A 16,832-nucleotide genomic window follows, 5' to 3' on the forward strand; every position below is an offset into this window, starting at 1 on the left:
GAGCTTATCATTTGAAAGGGTGGAAATTATGCAAAATAGAAATGTTTTACTTTGTGTATCGGGTGGAATTGCCGTTTATAAAGCTGTGGCATTGGTTAGCAAGCTTACACAAGCTGGAATGACCGTTAAAGTGATAATGACAGAATCAGCACAAAAATTTGTTACACCTTTGAGCTTTCAAGTGATGTCAAAAAATGATGTTTATTTTGATACTTTTGATGAAAAAGATTCAAGTAAAATAGCGCACATAGATTTAGCAGATTGGGCAGATTTAATCATCGTTGCTCCAGCCACTGCAAATATCATCGGTAAATTAGCAAATGGAATTGCAGATGATATGCTAACAACTACATATTTTGCAACAACTAGTCCAGTATGGATTGCTCCTGCCATGAATGTTCACATGTACGACCATCCTGCTATTAAACGAAATATTGCTCGCCTTTACGAAGACGGATGTAAGTTTATAGAACCTTCCGAAGGGTATTTGGCTTGCGGTTATGTAGGAAAAGGCCGTTTAGAAGAACCTGAAAAAATTACTCAATTAGTAGTTGAGCATTTTCAGAGAGAAGCGAATAAACAATGACTGTTAAAATTGCGGAAGTAATCGTCGATGTGGCAGCTTATCCTGTTGATCGACCTTTTGATTATTTAATTCCAGTAGAGATGCAAGAGTTAATAGAGTGTGGTAGTCGTGTTAGGGTACCATTTGGTCCAAGGAGTGTGTTAGGGTTTGTTGTTTCCATTAAAAACGAAACTGATTTATCAATCGCTAAATTAAAACCCATAACAAAACTGCTGGATATAGAACCTGTACTAACAAGTGAAATGCTCACTCTTGCAAAATGGCTAAAGCACGAAACGATCTGTTATGAAATTGACGTACTTCAAGCAATGCTTCCATCGGCTTTAAGAGCTAAATACGAAAAATTTGTTTCCTTACAAGTGAACGTTGAACAACTATCCTTCCTTCTTCAGCCATACTTCACGAAAACAAAAAAAGTGAATTACAAGATCTTTGAAAAGGATCAATTACTCCATGAACTAAAAATAGCAATTAAGCAAAATCAAGTTGTAATTGAAAACGTAGTTAAGCAACAAGGGAATATAAAAGAAGTTCGTAAAGTAAAAATAAATGATTCAAGAGAAGCGCTTCAATCTATTTATGAAAATATATCCAATCGGGCTAAAAAACAAAAATTGCTGGTCGAGTGGATGATGAATCATGTTGATGAAGTTTTTGAACCAAAAGAAATATTAGATGAAGTAAATTGTTCTGATGCCGTATTACATTCAGTAATGGAACTAGGTGCAGCAGAATTTATTCATGAAGAAGTTTTCCGCGATGTTTTTACTAAAGATGTGAAAAAAACAGATTTCTTAGATTTAACAGAAGAACAAGCGGGAGCACTAAAGCAAGTAATAAATGCAATGGAGCAGAAAGTTCCTGAAACATTTTTACTACATGGAATTACTGGTAGTGGTAAAACTGAAATTTATTTACAAGCGATTGAACATTGTTTAAATGATGGTAAAGAAGCGATTGTATTAGTTCCCGAAATTTCTCTGACACCACAAATGACGGAACGATTCAGATCACGATTTGGAGAACAAGTTGCTGTAATGCACAGTGGGTTGTCTGTAGGTGAAAAATACGATGAATGGCGTAAAATTCATGAAGGACGAGTAAAAGTAGTAGTTGGAGCTCGTTCCGCAGTATTTGCTCCATTTGAGAACGTTGGAATTCTCATAATAGATGAAGAGCATGAGTCTACTTATAAACAAGAAGATACTCCAAGATATCACGCCCGTGACGTTGCTGTTTGGCGTAGTAAATACCATCAGTGTCCTGTTATTTTAGGTAGTGCAACTCCGTCACTAGAATCATTTGCAAGGGCAAAGAAAAATGTATACAAGCTTTTAACATTAAAAAATCGTGCTGTAAGTCATTCCCTATTACCTGAAGTGCAAATCGTCGATATGCGAGAGGAATTAAAAAACGGTAATCGCTCAATGTTTTCTGAGAAACTAGTTGAAGCAATCCGAGTTCGTTTAGAGAAAAAAGAACAGATGGTGTTGTTTTTAAATCGAAGGGGTTATTCATCCTTCGTAATGTGTAGAGATTGTGGAACAGTTGTTCAATGTGAAAATTGCGATATATCACTAACCTACCACCGTTCTAATGAAAAGCTAAAATGTCATTACTGCGGATTCGAACAGTGGGTTCCGACGACTTGCCCTGAATGTCAAAGTGATCATATTCGATATTTTGGAACAGGAACGCAAAAGGTAGAAGAGGAAATTGCAAAGCTATTTCCTGAGGCTAGAGTGCTTCGCATGGATGTTGATACAACAAAAACAAAAGGCTCCCATGAACAAATTTTAGAAATGTTCGGTGATGGCAAGGCAGATATTTTACTAGGTACGCAAATGATTGCAAAGGGTCTAGACTTCCCAAATATTACTTTAGTAGGTGTATTAAGTGCAGATACGTCTCTACATTTACCAGATTTTCGTTCCGCTGAAAAAACGTTTCAACTATTAACTCAAGTAAGTGGACGAGCTGGGAGACATTCTTTACCAGGTGAAGTGTTTATCCAAACCTATACACCTGAACACTATGCCATTGAGCTAGCAAAAGTTCAGCAATATGAGCCGTTTTATGAGCGAGAAATGTGGACGAGACATCAAGCTGGATATCCACCTTATTATTATTTGGCACTCATTCAGATTTCACATGAAGATGTTTTAATGGCAAGCGAATATGCAGGTAAAGCAGCAGATTATTTACGTTCGAATTTATCATTTAATGTATCAATAATAGGTCCGACGGCGTCTAGTATTAGCCGTCTACAAAATAGATATCGATATCAATGTTTGATAAAATACAAAGTGGAACCAAACTTGATTGACACGTTTATACAATTAATCAAAATCTATAGATCCGATTGGATTAAAAAAGGGATTCAACTGTCAGTAGATTTGAATCCATCTTCGATTTAATATAATTGATATTTTCTGCCTTGAGTAGAACATAATCATACCAACTTAAACGAAAGAATGAGTCATTTGTAAATTCCTAATAAGGAATTTGATTTTAGAAAAGAGGTTTATAAATATATGGCAATTAAAGAAGTTGTTAAACATCCGGCAGATATTTTATCGAATAAGTGTGAAGAAGTAACTGAAATAAATGAAGAAATTATTCAATTATTAGATGATCTATACGACACTATGGTTGAATACGACGGGGTAGGAATTGCAGCCCCTCAAATTAACGTTCCACTGCGAGTAGCAATTGTAGAACTAGGGGAAGAAAGAGCTATTTTAGAGATGATTAATCCTACTGTAATAGAAGTTGAAGGTAAGGATATTGATATAGAAGGTTGTTTAAGTTTCCCAGGTTTGTTTGGTGAAGTTGAAAGACCAACATACGTCAAAATTGAAGCATGTGATAGAGAAGGAAGAGTGTACGAAGTTGAAGCTGTAGGTTTTGATGCTCGTGCAGTTTTACATGAAATTGACCATTTAGATGGTGTATTGTTTAATTCAAAAATTCTTCGTGTTGTTACGGAAGAAGAATTAGAAGAAATGTATAGGGAGGAAGAGTAACATGACAAAGGTTGTATTTATGGGAACGCCTCATTTTTCAGTACCAATTTTAACTATGTTACATGAGGAAGGTTATGAAATAATAGCTGTCGTAACACAACCTGATCGTCCTGTTGGCAGAAAGAAAGTATTAACTCCGCCTCCAGTAAAAGAAGAAGCTTTACGTCTTGGTTTACCGGTCATTCAACCTGAAAAACTTCGAAATTCAGAAGAGTTACAAGAAATTATCAATTTACAACCAGACATCGTTATAACAGCAGCTTTTGGCCAAATTTTACCTAAAGAATTGTTAGATGCACCTGAATTAGGCTGCATTAATGTTCATGCTTCACTATTACCAAAGTATCGTGGTGGTGCTCCGATACATCAAGCGGTACTAGATGGACAAACTAAAACTGGGATTACCATCATGTATATGGCTCAAAAGTTAGATGCAGGCGATATTATTTCTCAAAGCGAAATACCGATAGAAGAAACGGATCACACGGGTGGTCTATTTGACAAACTAAGTATTGTTGGACGTGATTTGTTAAAGGAAACTTTACCAACAATCATTGCTGGAACAAATGATAGAATTCCGCAAAATGAAGATGAAGTAACTTTTGCTCATAACATATCACGTGAACAAGAACGTATTCATTGGACAAATGATGCCCGTACAATTTATAACCAAGTACGAGGTTTACATCCTTGGCCAGTAGCTTACACTACTTTAAATGGTGAAAACGTAAAAATATGGTGGTCTAGTATTGGCTCAACATCAACAGATTTAGAACCTGGAACGGTTGTAAAAATTGAAAAAGACCAATTTGAAGTTGCAACAGGCGATGGGAAGACACTAGCTATTCTTGATTTACAACCGGCAGGTAAAAAACGGATGACAGCTCAAGATTATTTACGAGGAACTGGTTCAAAATTACAGATTGGGGACCGATTTGAATGACATCTAAGAAAAAAGTTCAGATTTGGGATGGTAATGTACGCGACGCCGCTTTAACGATTCTTTTAGCAGTCGATAAAAATCAAGCATATAGTAATTTATTGTTAAACCAAACTATTAAGAAATACAAAATCGATGCAAAAGATCGTGCATTACTAACTGAAATTACGTATGGAACTTTGCAACATAAATATACTTTAGATTACTATCTAGAGCCTTTTATTCGGACGAAAATAGATTTATGGGTTAGATGGTTGTTACGCCTTTCATTATACCAAGTTGTGTATTTATCCCGTATACCAGCCCATGCAGCTGTCAACGAGGCAGTGGAAATAGCTAAAAAAAGAGGGCACAAAGGGATTGCTTCAATGGTAAATGGCGTTTTACGCTCAATCCAAAGACAAGGCCTACGATCTATTGATGAAATAGAAGAACCTATTAAAAGATTATCAATTGCAACAAGTCATCCTGAATGGCTAGTTGAAAGATTAATCGACTCCTATGGAATAGAAGTTGCAACAGAAATGTTGGAAGAAAACAATGTTCCTCCAACATTGACAGTACGGGTTAATACGTTAAAATCAACGACTCAAGATGTATTGAACATGCTGGAGGAAGAAGGTATTCAAGCGAAAAAGAGCGAGCTTATTCCAGAGTGTATCCATATAATAGGTGGACAAGTTACACATACAGAATGTTTTAAAAATGGTTTTATTACTATTCAAGACGAAAGCTCAATGATGCCTGCAAACGTACTAAATCCTAAACCGGGTGAAAGAGTATTAGACATGTGTGCTGCACCTGGTGGTAAAACAACACATATTGCTGAGAAAATGAATAATGATGGGTCAATTTTAGCTACTGATATCCATCCTCATAAATTAGATTTAATCGAAGAAACTAGCAATCGCCTAGGCATTGAAATTATACAAACAGCACCAGTTGATGGAAGAACAGCCGCTGAACTTTTACAAAGGGAATCTTACGATGCTATACTCGTCGATGCACCTTGCTCAGGTTTAGGAGTTACTAGAAGAAAACCCGATATTAAATATACAAAAAGAGAAGAAGATTTTGAAAGTTTACACAAGATTCAATTACAGTTACTTGATAATGCGGTTAAAGTGTTGAAAACAGGCGGTCGTTTAGTTTACAGTACGTGTACTGTTGACCGTTTGGAAAATGAAGGAACTGTAGAGAAGTTTTTAGCGTCACATCCAGAAATGGAACTTATGCCAATTGTAAACTTGCCAGAGGATCTACTTGAAAAACAACAAGACGGAATGCTCCAAGTATTCCCACAAGACTTTGGTAGTGACGGATTTTTCGTTGCTACATTTCAAAAGAAAAGTGATAAAGCGCCCGCTCATACCCGAAATGCGCTGGAGAGCCCTCATTGAAAGCATCTTTTCAGCTATCAATGAGGAATCGAAGCGCACGAGGGTATGGCGCTTTATCCTAGCCAAGAAAAAAGGAGAATCCGAGAAGTAATGGATGAAAATAAATTTAACGAACGAATTCAAGATTTAGTAGAAGAAGCAGAAGATAAGCCGGTCCGTCGTGAGAAAAAAGAAAAACCTCAACTTAAGGAATCTATTTACTCGTTAAGATTAGATGAACTAAAAGATTGGTTAGAAGCTAATGGAGAAAAAGCTTTCCGTGCAACGCAAATTTATGAATGGTTATATGAAAAACGTGTAAAATCCTTTGAAGAAATGTCCAATTTATCGAAATCATTACGTGATAAATTAACTGCTTCATTCGCGGTAACTACACTATCAACAATTATTAGCCAGGAATCAAAAGACGGCACAATTAAGTTTCTATTCCAATTACAAGATGGCTATTCCATTGAAACTGTATTAATGCGACATGAGTATGGTAATTCCATTTGTGTAACTACACAAGTTGGTTGTCGTATTGGATGTACATTCTGTGCTTCAACACTTGGTGGGCTAAAACGTCACTTACTAGCTGGTGAAATTGTAGAACAAGTTGTAAAAGTTCAACAAAAACTAGACGAAGTAGGAGAACGTGTTTCTCATATCGTAATAATGGGAATTGGTGAGCCATTTGATAACTATGATGCGATGATGAACTTCCTAAAAGTTATTAATCATGATAAAGGACTAAACATTGGTGCTAGACACATTACAGTTTCAACATCAGGTATTATTCCGAAAATTTATCAGTTTGCTGATGAACAATTACAAATTAACTTTGCATTGTCATTACATGCTCCAAACCAAGAACTACGTCAAAAGCTAATGCCTATTGCTAGAGCATACAAATTAGACAAGTTAATTGAAGCAATTAAATATTACACAGAAAAGACTGGTAGACGTGTAAGTTTTGAATACGGTCTTTTCGGTGGAGAAAATGACTCTGTTGAACATGCAGAAGAATTGTCAAAACTAATTAAAGGAATTAAGTGCCATGTAAACTTAATTCCAGTAAACTATGTTCCAGAACGCAACTATGTACGTACACCACGCGAGAAAATCTTTGCTTTTGAAAAGACGCTTAAAAAGAATGGCATTAACGTAACTATTCGCCGTGAACAAGGATCTGATATTGATGCTGCTTGCGGTCAGTTAAGAGCGAAAGAGAGAGCTCAAGAGACGAGGTGACCTTTTTGAAGTTTACAGTTGAAAGTGATATTGGGTTAAAGCGAAAAATAAATGAAGATCGGGCTGCGCTTATTGAGCGCCCCGATCACTTTAAACTTGCTATTTTAGCAGATGGTATGGGTGGCCATAATGCAGGTGATATTGCGAGTGAAATGGCCATAAAAGGAATGGAATATTTATTTAAAAACGCTATCTCAAAAAAATTTAAAACGACTCATTCCAAAAAACAATGGATGTTGGATGTTATAAAAAAAGTAAATGAAAATATTTATAAACATTCAATAGCAAATGAAAATTGCAATGGAATGGGGACTACTTTAATTGCTGTATTAATCGACCATGAAAAATGCCTAATAAGCCATATTGGGGATTCTCGTGTCTATTATTTTACACCAAATAAGGTAGAACTAATTACAAGGGATCATTCATATGTAAACGTTCTCGTTGATAATGGAGAAATTAGTGAAGAAGAAGCAGAAAATCACCCACATAAAAATGTCGTAATAAAAGCTTTAGGGACAGAACTAACAATAGATCCTGATTTTTATGAAGTTACGATGGAAGAAGGTTCTTATTTATTAGTTTGTTCAGATGGACTAAGCAATAAACTATCCGTCGATGAAATGTCTGCAATTTTAACGTTAGACATGACAATCGATGAAAAAGGAAAAAAATTAGTTCAATTAGCCAATGATAGTGGTGGAGAAGATAATATATCACTCGTCTTATTATCAACTAGTAATGAGGAGGTGTAATAAATGCTTATAGGAAAAAGAATTAGTGATCGATATAAAATTCTTCAATTTGTTGGCGGTGGAGGAATGTCAAATGTTTATTTAGCACATGACATGATCTTAAACCGTGATGTTGCTATTAAAGTGTTAAGATATGATTCTACGAATGAAGAAGAATTTCATCGAAGATTTCAACGAGAAGCACTTTCTGCAACTAGCCTAATGCATCCAAATATCGTAAGTATTTATGATGTCGGTGAAGACGGAGATATGCACTATATTGTGATGGAATTTATTAAAGGCAAAACATTGAAACAATACATAAATGAGTTTTCGCCTTTATCGCCAGCTCGTAGTGTAAACATAATGAGGCAGTTAACGAGCGCTATTGCTCACGCCCATGAAAATCAAATTATCCATCGAGATATTAAACCTCAAAATATATTAATTGATGGGGATGGAAACTGTAAAATTACGGATTTTGGTATTTCAACAACATTAACTGCTACAAGTTTTACGAAAACAAATTCTGTACTTGGGACTGTCCACTATCTTTCACCAGAACAGGCACGTGGTGGGACTGCTACGAAAAAATCGGATATTTACGCACTTGGTATCGTACTCTATGAATTACTAACAGGTGAATTGCCGTTCTCTGGGGAGTCGGCTGTATCGATTGCACTTAAGCATTTGCAATCGGAAACACCTTCTGTTCGAGCGATAGATGCCTCAATCCCACAAGCTCTTGAGAATGTGGTATTAAAAGCGACAGCAAAAAATCCGGCACACCGATATAATTCAGTTGAAGAAATGGAAGAAGATTTAGAGACGGTATTATCGCCTAGTCGATTAAATGAACCAAAATTCCTTCCACCTTTTGATAATGAAGCAACAAAGGCGATGCCGATTATTAAAGAACCTTTACCAATTAATGAAATTGCGAATACTAAAATTATTAGACCAAATGATTCTAAAAAACAGACTCAACAACAACAACCGCCAGAAGAAAAGAAAAAGGTTAGTAAAGGTAAAATTTTCGCAATAATCGGAGTTTCACTTCTCATTATAGTGTTATTAGCAATATTTTTATTTAATTTATTAACTCCGAAAAAAATTGAAATACCTGATGTTTCGGGAATGGAACTTATAGATGCAATATCTTTATTAGAGGAAAAAGGTTTTGTAATAGGTGATCAAAGGGAAAAGCACGATGAAACAATAGAAGAAGGTAAGGTAATTGGTACTGATCCGGATGCGGGGAAAACACGTACAACAGGAACTGAAATTGATATTATTATAAGTCTAGGCAATGAAAAGGTAACGATGGAAAACTTTGTTGGTCAACAAATAAGCCAAGTTTCAGCTCTCATTGAAAAAATGGACTTTAAGGACGTTCATCAAGAAGAGGTACACTCAGATCAACCGCCAGGCACGATTATCAAACAAACTCCAGAAGTGGGAGAAGAATTTGTACCTAAAGATACAGAGGCGACTTTCGTTGTAAGTAAAGGTTTAGAAAAAGTAAAAGTTGCAAACTTAACAGAATACAATGAATCGAACCTATTGGAATATGAACGGATTTCTGGTTTTAAAATTGTTAAACAAGAAGAAGTCCATTCTGAGGATATTCCAGCAGGAAGTGTCGTTTCACAGGATCCGGAGCCAGGTACAGAATTAGATAAAGGATCTACGATAAAAGTCGTTATTTCAAAAGGTCCTCCTGAACCAGCCCTTAAAGTTTTACGTTTAAGTTTAGAAATTCCGTACGATCCAATAGAATACGGTGAACCACAAACAGTAAGAGTTTTTATTCAAGATAAAAATAATAACATGACACAACCTAAAGAAGTGTTTGAAATTGAGGAAGATTTTGAATATTCCACGCAATTAGAAATCGTAGAAGGCCAGACAGCAGCCTATCGAATTGAGATTGATGGAAGATTATTTGCAGAAGATACAATTCACTTTGACGATTTAGAATAATAAGGAGGAGTTAGATGGCTCAAGGCCAAATTCGAAAAGCTCTTAGCGGATATTACTATGTTTATCACGAAGGCGAGTTAATTCAATGTAGAGGTAGAGGAGTCTTCCGCAATCGAGGGGAAGCGCCTCTTGTTGGTGATATTGTGGATTATACAAAAGAAGGTGAATCCGATGGGTATATTATGAAAATATACCCTCGGTTTAATGAGCTCGTTCGACCACCTATTGCTAATGTTGATCAAGCTCTTTTAGTTTTCTCAGTGAAAGAACCAGACTTTAGTACATTATTGTTAGATCGATTTTTAGTCGTTTTGGAATCTTATCGTGTAAAGCCTATTATATGTTTAACTAAAATGGACTTGCTAGAAGACGAAGAACTAGCTGGATTACAAAAATATATTGAAGATTATCGGAAAATTGGCTATATGGTTATAGATACATTTAAAAATGATGAAACATTACTCAAATCTTTACATCCAATCCTCCAAGGAAAAACAAGCGTACTAGCAGGTCAGTCTGGTGTTGGGAAATCAACGTTATTAAATACTCTAATCCCTGAATTACAATTAAAAACAAATGATATTTCTCAAAGCTTAGGAAGGGGAAAACATACTACACGTCATGTAGAACTAATAGATATTGGAAATGGATTATTAGCCGATACACCAGGTTTTAGTTCCTTTGACTTTGATACAATTGAAAAAGAGGAATTGACATATTGTTTCCCTGAAATAGCTTCAATAAGTGAAAATTGTAAGTTCAGAGGATGTCTCCATTTGAAAGAACCGAAATGCGCTGTAAAAGATGCGGTAGATCAAGGAGAAGTGACACAGTATCGTTATGAACATTATTTAGAGTTTTTACAAGAAATAAGTGATCGAAAGCCGAGGTATTAATAATGATTAAAATTGCACCATCGATTCTTGCAGCAAATTTCGCTAAATTAGGTGAAGAAGTAAAAGAAGTAGAACAAGCAGGCGCGGAAGTAATTCATATAGACGTAATGGATGGCCACTTCGTACCAAATATAACGATGGGGCCAATTGTTGTCGAAGCATTACGACCAGTAACCAAATTACCACTTGATGTACATCTAATGATTGAAAATCCAGATGATTACATTGAACAGTTTGCAAAGGCAGGTGCAGACTGGATTTCAGTGCATGTAGAAGCATGTCGACATCTACATCGTACAATTCAATTAATTCGTTCCTTCGGTGTAAAACCAGGGGTTGTATTAAATCCTCATACTCCGATTGAATCAATTCAACATATTTTAGAAGATATAGATTTTGTACTCTTTATGACTGTAAACCCTGGATTTGGCGGGCAGAAGTTTATACATTCAGTCGTTCCGAAAATTGAAAACCTATCAAAAATTATTAAAGAGCGTGGCTTATCTATTGATATTGAGATAGATGGTGGTATTAATGCTGAAACAATTATTCCTTGTGCAAAAGCGGGTGCGAATATTTTTGTAGCTGGCTCAGCTATATATAATAAAGAGAATCGAGCAGAAGCACTTAAAGAAATCTTGCACGCTGGTGAGGCGGCATATACGAAATGACTACCGTAATTGTATGTGCGGGAGGACCAAAACAAGATTTACCATCTTTGAAAACATACGCATCTTCTACAGATGCAATTTTTATAGGTGCTGATAGAGGTTCTATTTATTTATTAAATCAAGGAATTGTCCCAGAGGAAATAGTTGGTGATTTTGATTCACTATCAGAGGAAGTATGGATAAGGGTATCTAATTGTGTACGGAAGATTGATAGAGTACAAGCTGAAAAAAACGATACAGATACAGATTTAGCTTTAGAAAAAGCTCTAAATTATAAGCCCACTGAAATTATTGTTACAGGTGTTACAGGTGGCCGGTTAGATCATTTTGAATCTGCTTTACGCACAATTTATCGGGTACAATCTAGAAACCTACATATTCGAATGAAAATCGTTAATGAAAAAAATGAAATTCAATTTTTATTTCCAGGAAAACACCCAATTTTAAAAGATGATCGATATCAATATCTATCTTTTTTTGCTTATGAACAAAATGTGAAAGACGTTACTCTACGTGGAGTCAAATATGAAACAACGAATGAAATAATTGAATTAGGTACATCAAGATTTACAAGTAATGAACTGAATTCTATAGAAGGTTATATCTCCTTTTCTTCAGGCATATGTTTAATGATAAGAAGTAGTGACTGAAAAAGGAGGGCAGACTTTGCGAGTTTACACTTTCCAATTACCGAAATTTGTTAGTTCATTTACACGTGCATGCATTAATTTGTTTAGAGGTGGAAAAAAGAAAGAAAATAAATAATGAATAATGCACTTATACTTTCAAGTAAATGATGTAATATTCTTATTAGAAAAAGGAGTTGTGAACATCTCACAACTCCTTTTTCATACGGTTTTCACAATATAAAAAACCATCGAAATAGTACATTCGATGGTTTTAACGGTTTAATTATACACGTTCAACTTTACCTGATTTTAAAGCACGAGCAGAAACCCAAACGCGTTTTGGTTTGCCGTCTACTAAGATACGAACTTTTTGTAAGTTAGCGCCCCAAGTACGTTTGTTAGCGTTCATAGCGTGAGAACGGTTGTTACCTGAACGAGTTTTACGACCAGTAATAACACATTGTTTTGGCATCTATAATTCCCTCCTTACAGATGAATCTGAAAGATCTCTTCTTCAGTTCTTGATTTCACATACCATAATAATTTAACATAGGTCTGGGTTCGATGCAACCAATTTTACATGTACTTTCAAGAAAAAATCCTTTACAGTCAAAATAATGGAGGAAACAACGTTGATTATTAGATAATCATGACTAAAAGCTTTATAATTTTCACAAATAAAATGAACAAACAAGACAAACTATATACAACAAACAACGTTTTCTTTTATAATGGATTTTTGTGTAGTACAATGAGTATAGCCAAAAAGAGGCAAAGGAGGCAAAAGCATGTCATTAGAAATAAAAAACGATTTCGGACAAATTGATATTTCAAATGATGTCATCGCACAAATTGCAGGTGGTGCTGCAATTGAATGTTATGGTGTTGTCGGAATGGCTTCAAAACATCAAATTCGTGATGGGTTAACGGATATATTACGCAAAGAGAACTTCACTAAAGGAGTAGTCATTCGTCAATCAGGAGATGACCTCCATATTGATATGTATATAATCGTGAGCTATGGTACGAAAATTTCAGAGGTAGCTTACCAAGTCCAATCAAAAGTAAAATACACAGTGAACAAAACATTAGGAATGAGCGTTAAATCAGTTAATATATTTGTTCATGGTGTGAAAGTTTTATCGGTTTAAGAGGAGGATTTATTATAAATGAAGTCACTAGACGGCATAAAATTTGCAGAAATGGTACAGATGGGTGCTCATCACTTATCGCAAAATGCCAATTTTGTTGATTCATTAAATGTATTCCCAGTGCCTGATGGAGATACTGGAACAAATATGAATTTATCGATGACATCAGGAGCAAAGGAAACTGATACGAATGCTCAAGCACACATAGGAAAAACTGCACAAAGTTTATCTAAAGGTTTGTTAATGGGAGCTCGTGGAAACTCTGGGGTTATTTTATCTCAACTTTTCAGAGGGTTTGGTAAACATATTGAAAAAGAAAGTACTGTTGATGCGCATAAGTTTGCAGGTGCTTTCCAAGCTGGGGTTGATACAGCATACAAAGCAGTTATGAAACCTGTTGAAGGGACGATTTTAACAGTTGCTAGAGAAGCTGCTGCAAAAGCTGTTGAAGTTGCAAAAGATGAAGCGAACATCATTAAGGTAATGGAAGCTGTAGTAGAAGAAGGGAAAAAGTCTTTAGATCGTACACCAGACTTACTTCCTGTTTTAAAAGAAGTTGGAGTTGTCGATAGTGGTGGGCAAGGCCTACTATTTATATACGAAGGATTTCTTGCATCGTTAAAAGGTGAAGCGCTTCCAGAAAGAAATGATGCTTCAATCGATGATTTAATTAGTGCTGAACATCATCGTGTACAAGATTTTATGAATACTGAAGATATTGTTTATGGCTATTGCACCGAGATTATGGTCCGTCTTGAGAAAGATAAAGAACCATTTGATGAGTTAAAATTCCGTCAAGAATTAGACCCAATGGGTGATTCTTTATTAGTTGTGTCTGACGACGAAATTGCCAAAGTACATATCCACTCTGAAACACCAGGAGCTGTACTAAGTGCAGGTCAAAAATATGGTAGCCTTATTAAAATTAAAGTTGATAATATGAGGGAACAACACTCTTCAATTGTTAACAATCAACCAAATAATGAAAACACAAAAGTTCCAACGAAAAAGGAAAAACATCCATATGCAGTAGTAACAATTGCTATGGGTGAGGGCATTTCAAATCTTTTACGTAGTATTGGTGCTTCTTATGTAATTGAAGGTGGGCAAACAATGAATCCATCTACTGAAGACATCGTAAAAGCGGTAAAAGAAATTGAAGCTGAACGTGTTATCATTTTACCGAACAATAAAAACATTATTATGGCAGCTGAACAAGCAGTTGAATTATTAGATATCGAAGCAGCTGTTGTTCCGACGAAAACAATTCCACAAGGGATGGCTGCGATTTTAGCGTTTAATCCGGAAGCTTCAGTTGAAGACAACAAAGCGGGTATGTCAAAAGCCTTTGAGAGTGTAAAGGCTGGACAAGTTACTTATGCTGTTCGTGATACTTCAATTGATGGCGTAGAAATTAGAAAAGATGATTACATGTCTCTTGCTGAAGGGAAAATTGTTTTATCAACTCCAAATCTAATGGACGCAGCTAAAAAAGTAATTACAGATTTAGTTGATGAGGATTCGGAAATCATTACTATTATCTACGGAACTGATACTAATGAAGTCGAAGCAAATGAATTAGCAAGTTTTATCGAAGAACAATATCCAGGTGTGGAAGCTGAAATTGTCGATGGTAAACAAGCATTATATCCATTTATTTTCTCAATTGAATAATTCTAGATAGGTGCGTACTTAGTATGCACCTTTTTTAACTTCATTCAGCAAAAGTCTTTAGCTTTCTATAAGTGGTAAGATGAATGCAATCCGTGGATTCATTCAGAGCTTTTTAAACTATGCTGAATGAAGTTAAAGCCTCCGGCGGATGCCACAGATTTTCAATGGTAGTTTTCGAGCATGCTCGAAAAAATCTCGGCGGCACGTTTTTTCAGCTGTGACGAAAGCTTGCGGCAGTCACAAATACGCCAAGGCGAATTTGATTATTATTCCTTTTGGAAGCAGTAAATGTTCATGATACAATGAGTTTAGAATTAATAGGATGTAGCATAAAGGATAAGGGGGAGAAGGATGAAGTTTACTTCAGTTTTTGACATCATTGGACCTGTCATGATCGGACCGTCATCATCACATACCGCAGGTGCAGCCAGAATAGGTAGAGTCGCTAGAGACTTATTCGGACGTCAGCCAAAATGGGCTAAGATCCATCTTTATGGCTCATTTGCTGAAACGTATAGAGGACACGGAACTGATGTTGCGATTGTTGGTGGGTTATTAGATTATGATACGTTTGACGAGCGCATTAAAACATCCTTTCAATTAGCAAAAGAAGCGGGACTAGAATTTGAATTTATTACTGAAACGGCTAATAAAGAACACCCAAACACAGCACGCATTGTCCTTGGAGATGATTCAGGTGAAATGTCTGTTGAAGGGATCTCTATTGGCGGTGGAAAAATAGAAATTAGTGAAGTAAATGGCTTTAAACTACGATTAACTGGAGGCATGCCAGCTATTCTAGTAGTCCATGACGACCGTGCTGGTTGTATCGCAAATGTGGCAAATACACTTGCGATGCATCATGTGAACATCGGACATATGGAAGTTTCTCGTATTGAACGTGGCCAAACTGCTTTAATGGTCATTGAAGTCGATCAAAATATTGACGAGAAAATATTACATCAAATCTCGTTAATTCCTCATATAACAAAAGTTTCAAAGATTAATAATTAAGGGAGTGGGCTAAATGGACGTATTATTTCGTAATGTAAAGGAATTAGTTGAACTTGCCGAAAGTAGAAATATGCTCATCTCTGATATTATGATTGAACAGGAAATGAATATTACTGGTAGATCTAGAGAAGAAATTATTGCTCAAATGGATAATAACTTAACTGTGATGGAACAAGCAGTTGAACGAGGTCTTAATGGTGTTCAATCTGTAACTGGGTTAACAGGTGGGGATGCGGTTCTATTACAAAATTATATCGCTAAAGGAAATTCCTTATCTGGTGATTTATTATTAGATGCCGTAAGTAAAGCAGTCGCAACTAACGAAGTAAATGCAGCTATGGGAACAATTTGTGCAACACCAACTGCTGGTTCTGCTGGAGTAGTGCCTGGAACATTATTTGCTGTGAAAAATAAATTAAACCCAACTAGAGAACAGATGATTAATTATCTATTTACTTCCGGCGCATTTGGTTTTGTCGTTGCCAATAATGCGATGATTTCAGGCGCTGCTGGTGGATGTCAGGCAGAAGTAGGTTCTGCAAGTGCAATGGCAGCTGCAGCGATTGTTGAAATGGCAGGAGGAACACCTGCTCAATCAGCAGAAGCATTCGCTATTACGTTAAAAAATATGTTAGGTCTAGTTTGTGATCCTGTCGCAGGATTAGTTGAAGTTCCTTGTGTGAAACGAAATGCAATGGGAGCTGCCAATTCTCTAGTAGCTGCGGATATGGCTCTAGCTGGTGTTACAAGTCGTATACCATGTGATGAAGTGATTGGTGCAATGTTTAGAATCGGTCAGGCAATGAGTCCGAATTTAAAAGAAACTGCTAGGGGTGGATTAGCAGCTACTCCAACTGGAAAAGCGATAGCAGCTAGAATATTTGGAGGAACTGCTTAA

The 16,832-nt window shown here is 36.1% G+C and carries 16 protein-coding genes and 1 pseudogene; 16 read left to right on the forward strand and 1 reads right to left on the reverse strand.

Translation table 11 applies throughout. From position 1 onward, the window contains the following. Nucleotides 1-28: 28 nt before the first annotated feature. From coaBC to spoVM, 12 genes and pseudogenes are all read left to right on the forward strand, one after another. Nucleotides 29-571 (forward strand): annotated as a pseudogene (gene coaBC / locus CRO45_RS02075) (bifunctional phosphopantothenoylcysteine decarboxylase/phosphopantothenate--cysteine ligase CoaBC); the annotation flags it as partial. 11 nt (nt 572-582) lie between these two features. Further along, nucleotides 583-3,003: a primosomal protein N' gene (gene priA / locus CRO45_RS02080; protein ID WP_097147957.1), complete on the forward strand. Its 2,421-nt coding sequence runs from the start codon at nt 583-585 to the stop codon at nt 3,001-3,003. Nucleotides 3,004-3,120: 117 nt separating this feature from the next. After that, nucleotides 3,121-3,612, forward strand: coding sequence for a peptide deformylase (def, locus tag CRO45_RS02085; protein WP_097147958.1), 492 nt, complete (start codon nt 3,121-3,123; stop codon nt 3,610-3,612). 1 nt (nt 3,613) lies between these two features. Beyond that, nucleotides 3,614-4,555, forward strand: coding sequence for a methionyl-tRNA formyltransferase (fmt, locus tag CRO45_RS02090; RefSeq protein WP_097147959.1), 942 nt, complete (start codon nt 3,614-3,616; stop codon nt 4,553-4,555). After that, a complete protein-coding gene (gene rsmB / locus CRO45_RS02095) occupies nt 4,552-5,952 on the forward strand; it encodes a 16S rRNA (cytosine(967)-C(5))-methyltransferase RsmB (protein WP_097147960.1) in 1,401 nt (466 codons plus the stop codon). Before fmt ends, rsmB begins: the two co-directional genes overlap by 4 nt. A 90-nt stretch (nt 5,953-6,042) precedes the next feature. Then, the gene (rlmN, locus tag CRO45_RS02100; RefSeq protein WP_097147961.1) at nt 6,043-7,182 is read left to right on the forward strand and encodes a 23S rRNA (adenine(2503)-C(2))-methyltransferase RlmN; all 1,140 of its coding nucleotides are present in this window, start codon (nt 6,043-6,045) and stop codon (nt 7,180-7,182) included. Nucleotides 7,183-7,187: 5 nt separating this feature from the next. Then, on the forward strand, nt 7,188-7,937 hold the full coding sequence (locus CRO45_RS02105; RefSeq protein WP_097147962.1) for a Stp1/IreP family PP2C-type Ser/Thr phosphatase: 750 nt from the start codon (nt 7,188-7,190) through the stop codon (nt 7,935-7,937). Nucleotides 7,938-7,940: 3 nt separating this feature from the next. Then, nucleotides 7,941-9,899: a Stk1 family PASTA domain-containing Ser/Thr kinase gene (pknB, locus tag CRO45_RS02110; RefSeq protein ID WP_097147963.1), complete on the forward strand. Its 1,959-nt coding sequence runs from the start codon at nt 7,941-7,943 to the stop codon at nt 9,897-9,899. A gap of 14 nt (nt 9,900-9,913) precedes the next feature. Then, nucleotides 9,914-10,795 (forward strand): ribosome small subunit-dependent GTPase A, encoded by an 882-nt coding sequence (rsgA, locus tag CRO45_RS02115; RefSeq protein ID WP_097147964.1) that lies wholly within the window; start codon nt 9,914-9,916, stop codon nt 10,793-10,795. Nucleotides 10,796-10,797: 2 nt separating this feature from the next. Next, nucleotides 10,798-11,466: a ribulose-phosphate 3-epimerase gene (gene rpe, locus CRO45_RS02120; RefSeq protein ID WP_097147965.1), complete on the forward strand. Its 669-nt coding sequence runs from the start codon at nt 10,798-10,800 to the stop codon at nt 11,464-11,466. Beyond that, entirely contained in the window at nt 11,463-12,116 is a 654-nt protein-coding gene (locus CRO45_RS02125; protein ID WP_097147966.1) for a thiamine diphosphokinase, read from the forward strand. The genes rpe and CRO45_RS02125 overlap by 4 nt, the downstream gene beginning before the upstream one ends. Next, complete coding sequence (gene spoVM / locus CRO45_RS19820) at nt 12,109-12,231, forward strand: stage V sporulation protein SpoVM (protein WP_235864505.1); 123 nt, start codon at nt 12,109-12,111, stop codon at nt 12,229-12,231. Before CRO45_RS02125 ends, spoVM begins: the two co-directional genes overlap by 8 nt. A 147-nt stretch (nt 12,232-12,378) precedes the next feature. Here spoVM and rpmB read toward each other — a convergent pair whose 3' ends face one another. Next, nucleotides 12,379-12,567, reverse strand: a complete 189-nt coding sequence (gene rpmB / locus CRO45_RS02130) for a 50S ribosomal protein L28 (protein ID WP_097147967.1) — start codon at nt 12,565-12,567, stop codon at nt 12,379-12,381. Nucleotides 12,568-12,883: 316 nt separating this feature from the next. Here rpmB and CRO45_RS02135 point away from each other — a divergent pair, with 316 nt between their 5' ends. The 4 genes from CRO45_RS02135 to sdaAA all read left to right on the forward strand — a co-directional run bounded on the left by CRO45_RS02135 (nt 12,884) and on the right by sdaAA (nt 16,832). Continuing rightward, nucleotides 12,884-13,246, forward strand: coding sequence for an Asp23/Gls24 family envelope stress response protein (locus tag CRO45_RS02135; protein ID WP_097147968.1), 363 nt, complete (start codon nt 12,884-12,886; stop codon nt 13,244-13,246). Nucleotides 13,247-13,264: 18 nt separating this feature from the next. Beyond that, the gene (locus CRO45_RS02140) at nt 13,265-14,920 is read left to right on the forward strand and encodes a DAK2 domain-containing protein (RefSeq protein WP_097147969.1); all 1,656 of its coding nucleotides are present in this window, start codon (nt 13,265-13,267) and stop codon (nt 14,918-14,920) included. A gap of 351 nt (nt 14,921-15,271) precedes the next feature. Beyond that, on the forward strand, nt 15,272-15,934 hold the full coding sequence (gene sdaAB, locus CRO45_RS02145) for an L-serine ammonia-lyase, iron-sulfur-dependent subunit beta (protein WP_097147970.1): 663 nt from the start codon (nt 15,272-15,274) through the stop codon (nt 15,932-15,934). 13 nt (nt 15,935-15,947) lie between these two features. Further along, a complete protein-coding gene (sdaAA, locus tag CRO45_RS02150) occupies nt 15,948-16,832 on the forward strand; it encodes an L-serine ammonia-lyase, iron-sulfur-dependent, subunit alpha (RefSeq protein ID WP_097147971.1) in 885 nt (294 codons plus the stop codon).

Source organism: Ureibacillus acetophenoni, assembly GCF_900220965.1.
Lineage (GTDB): Bacteria > Bacillota > Bacilli > Bacillales_A > Planococcaceae > Ureibacillus > Ureibacillus acetophenoni.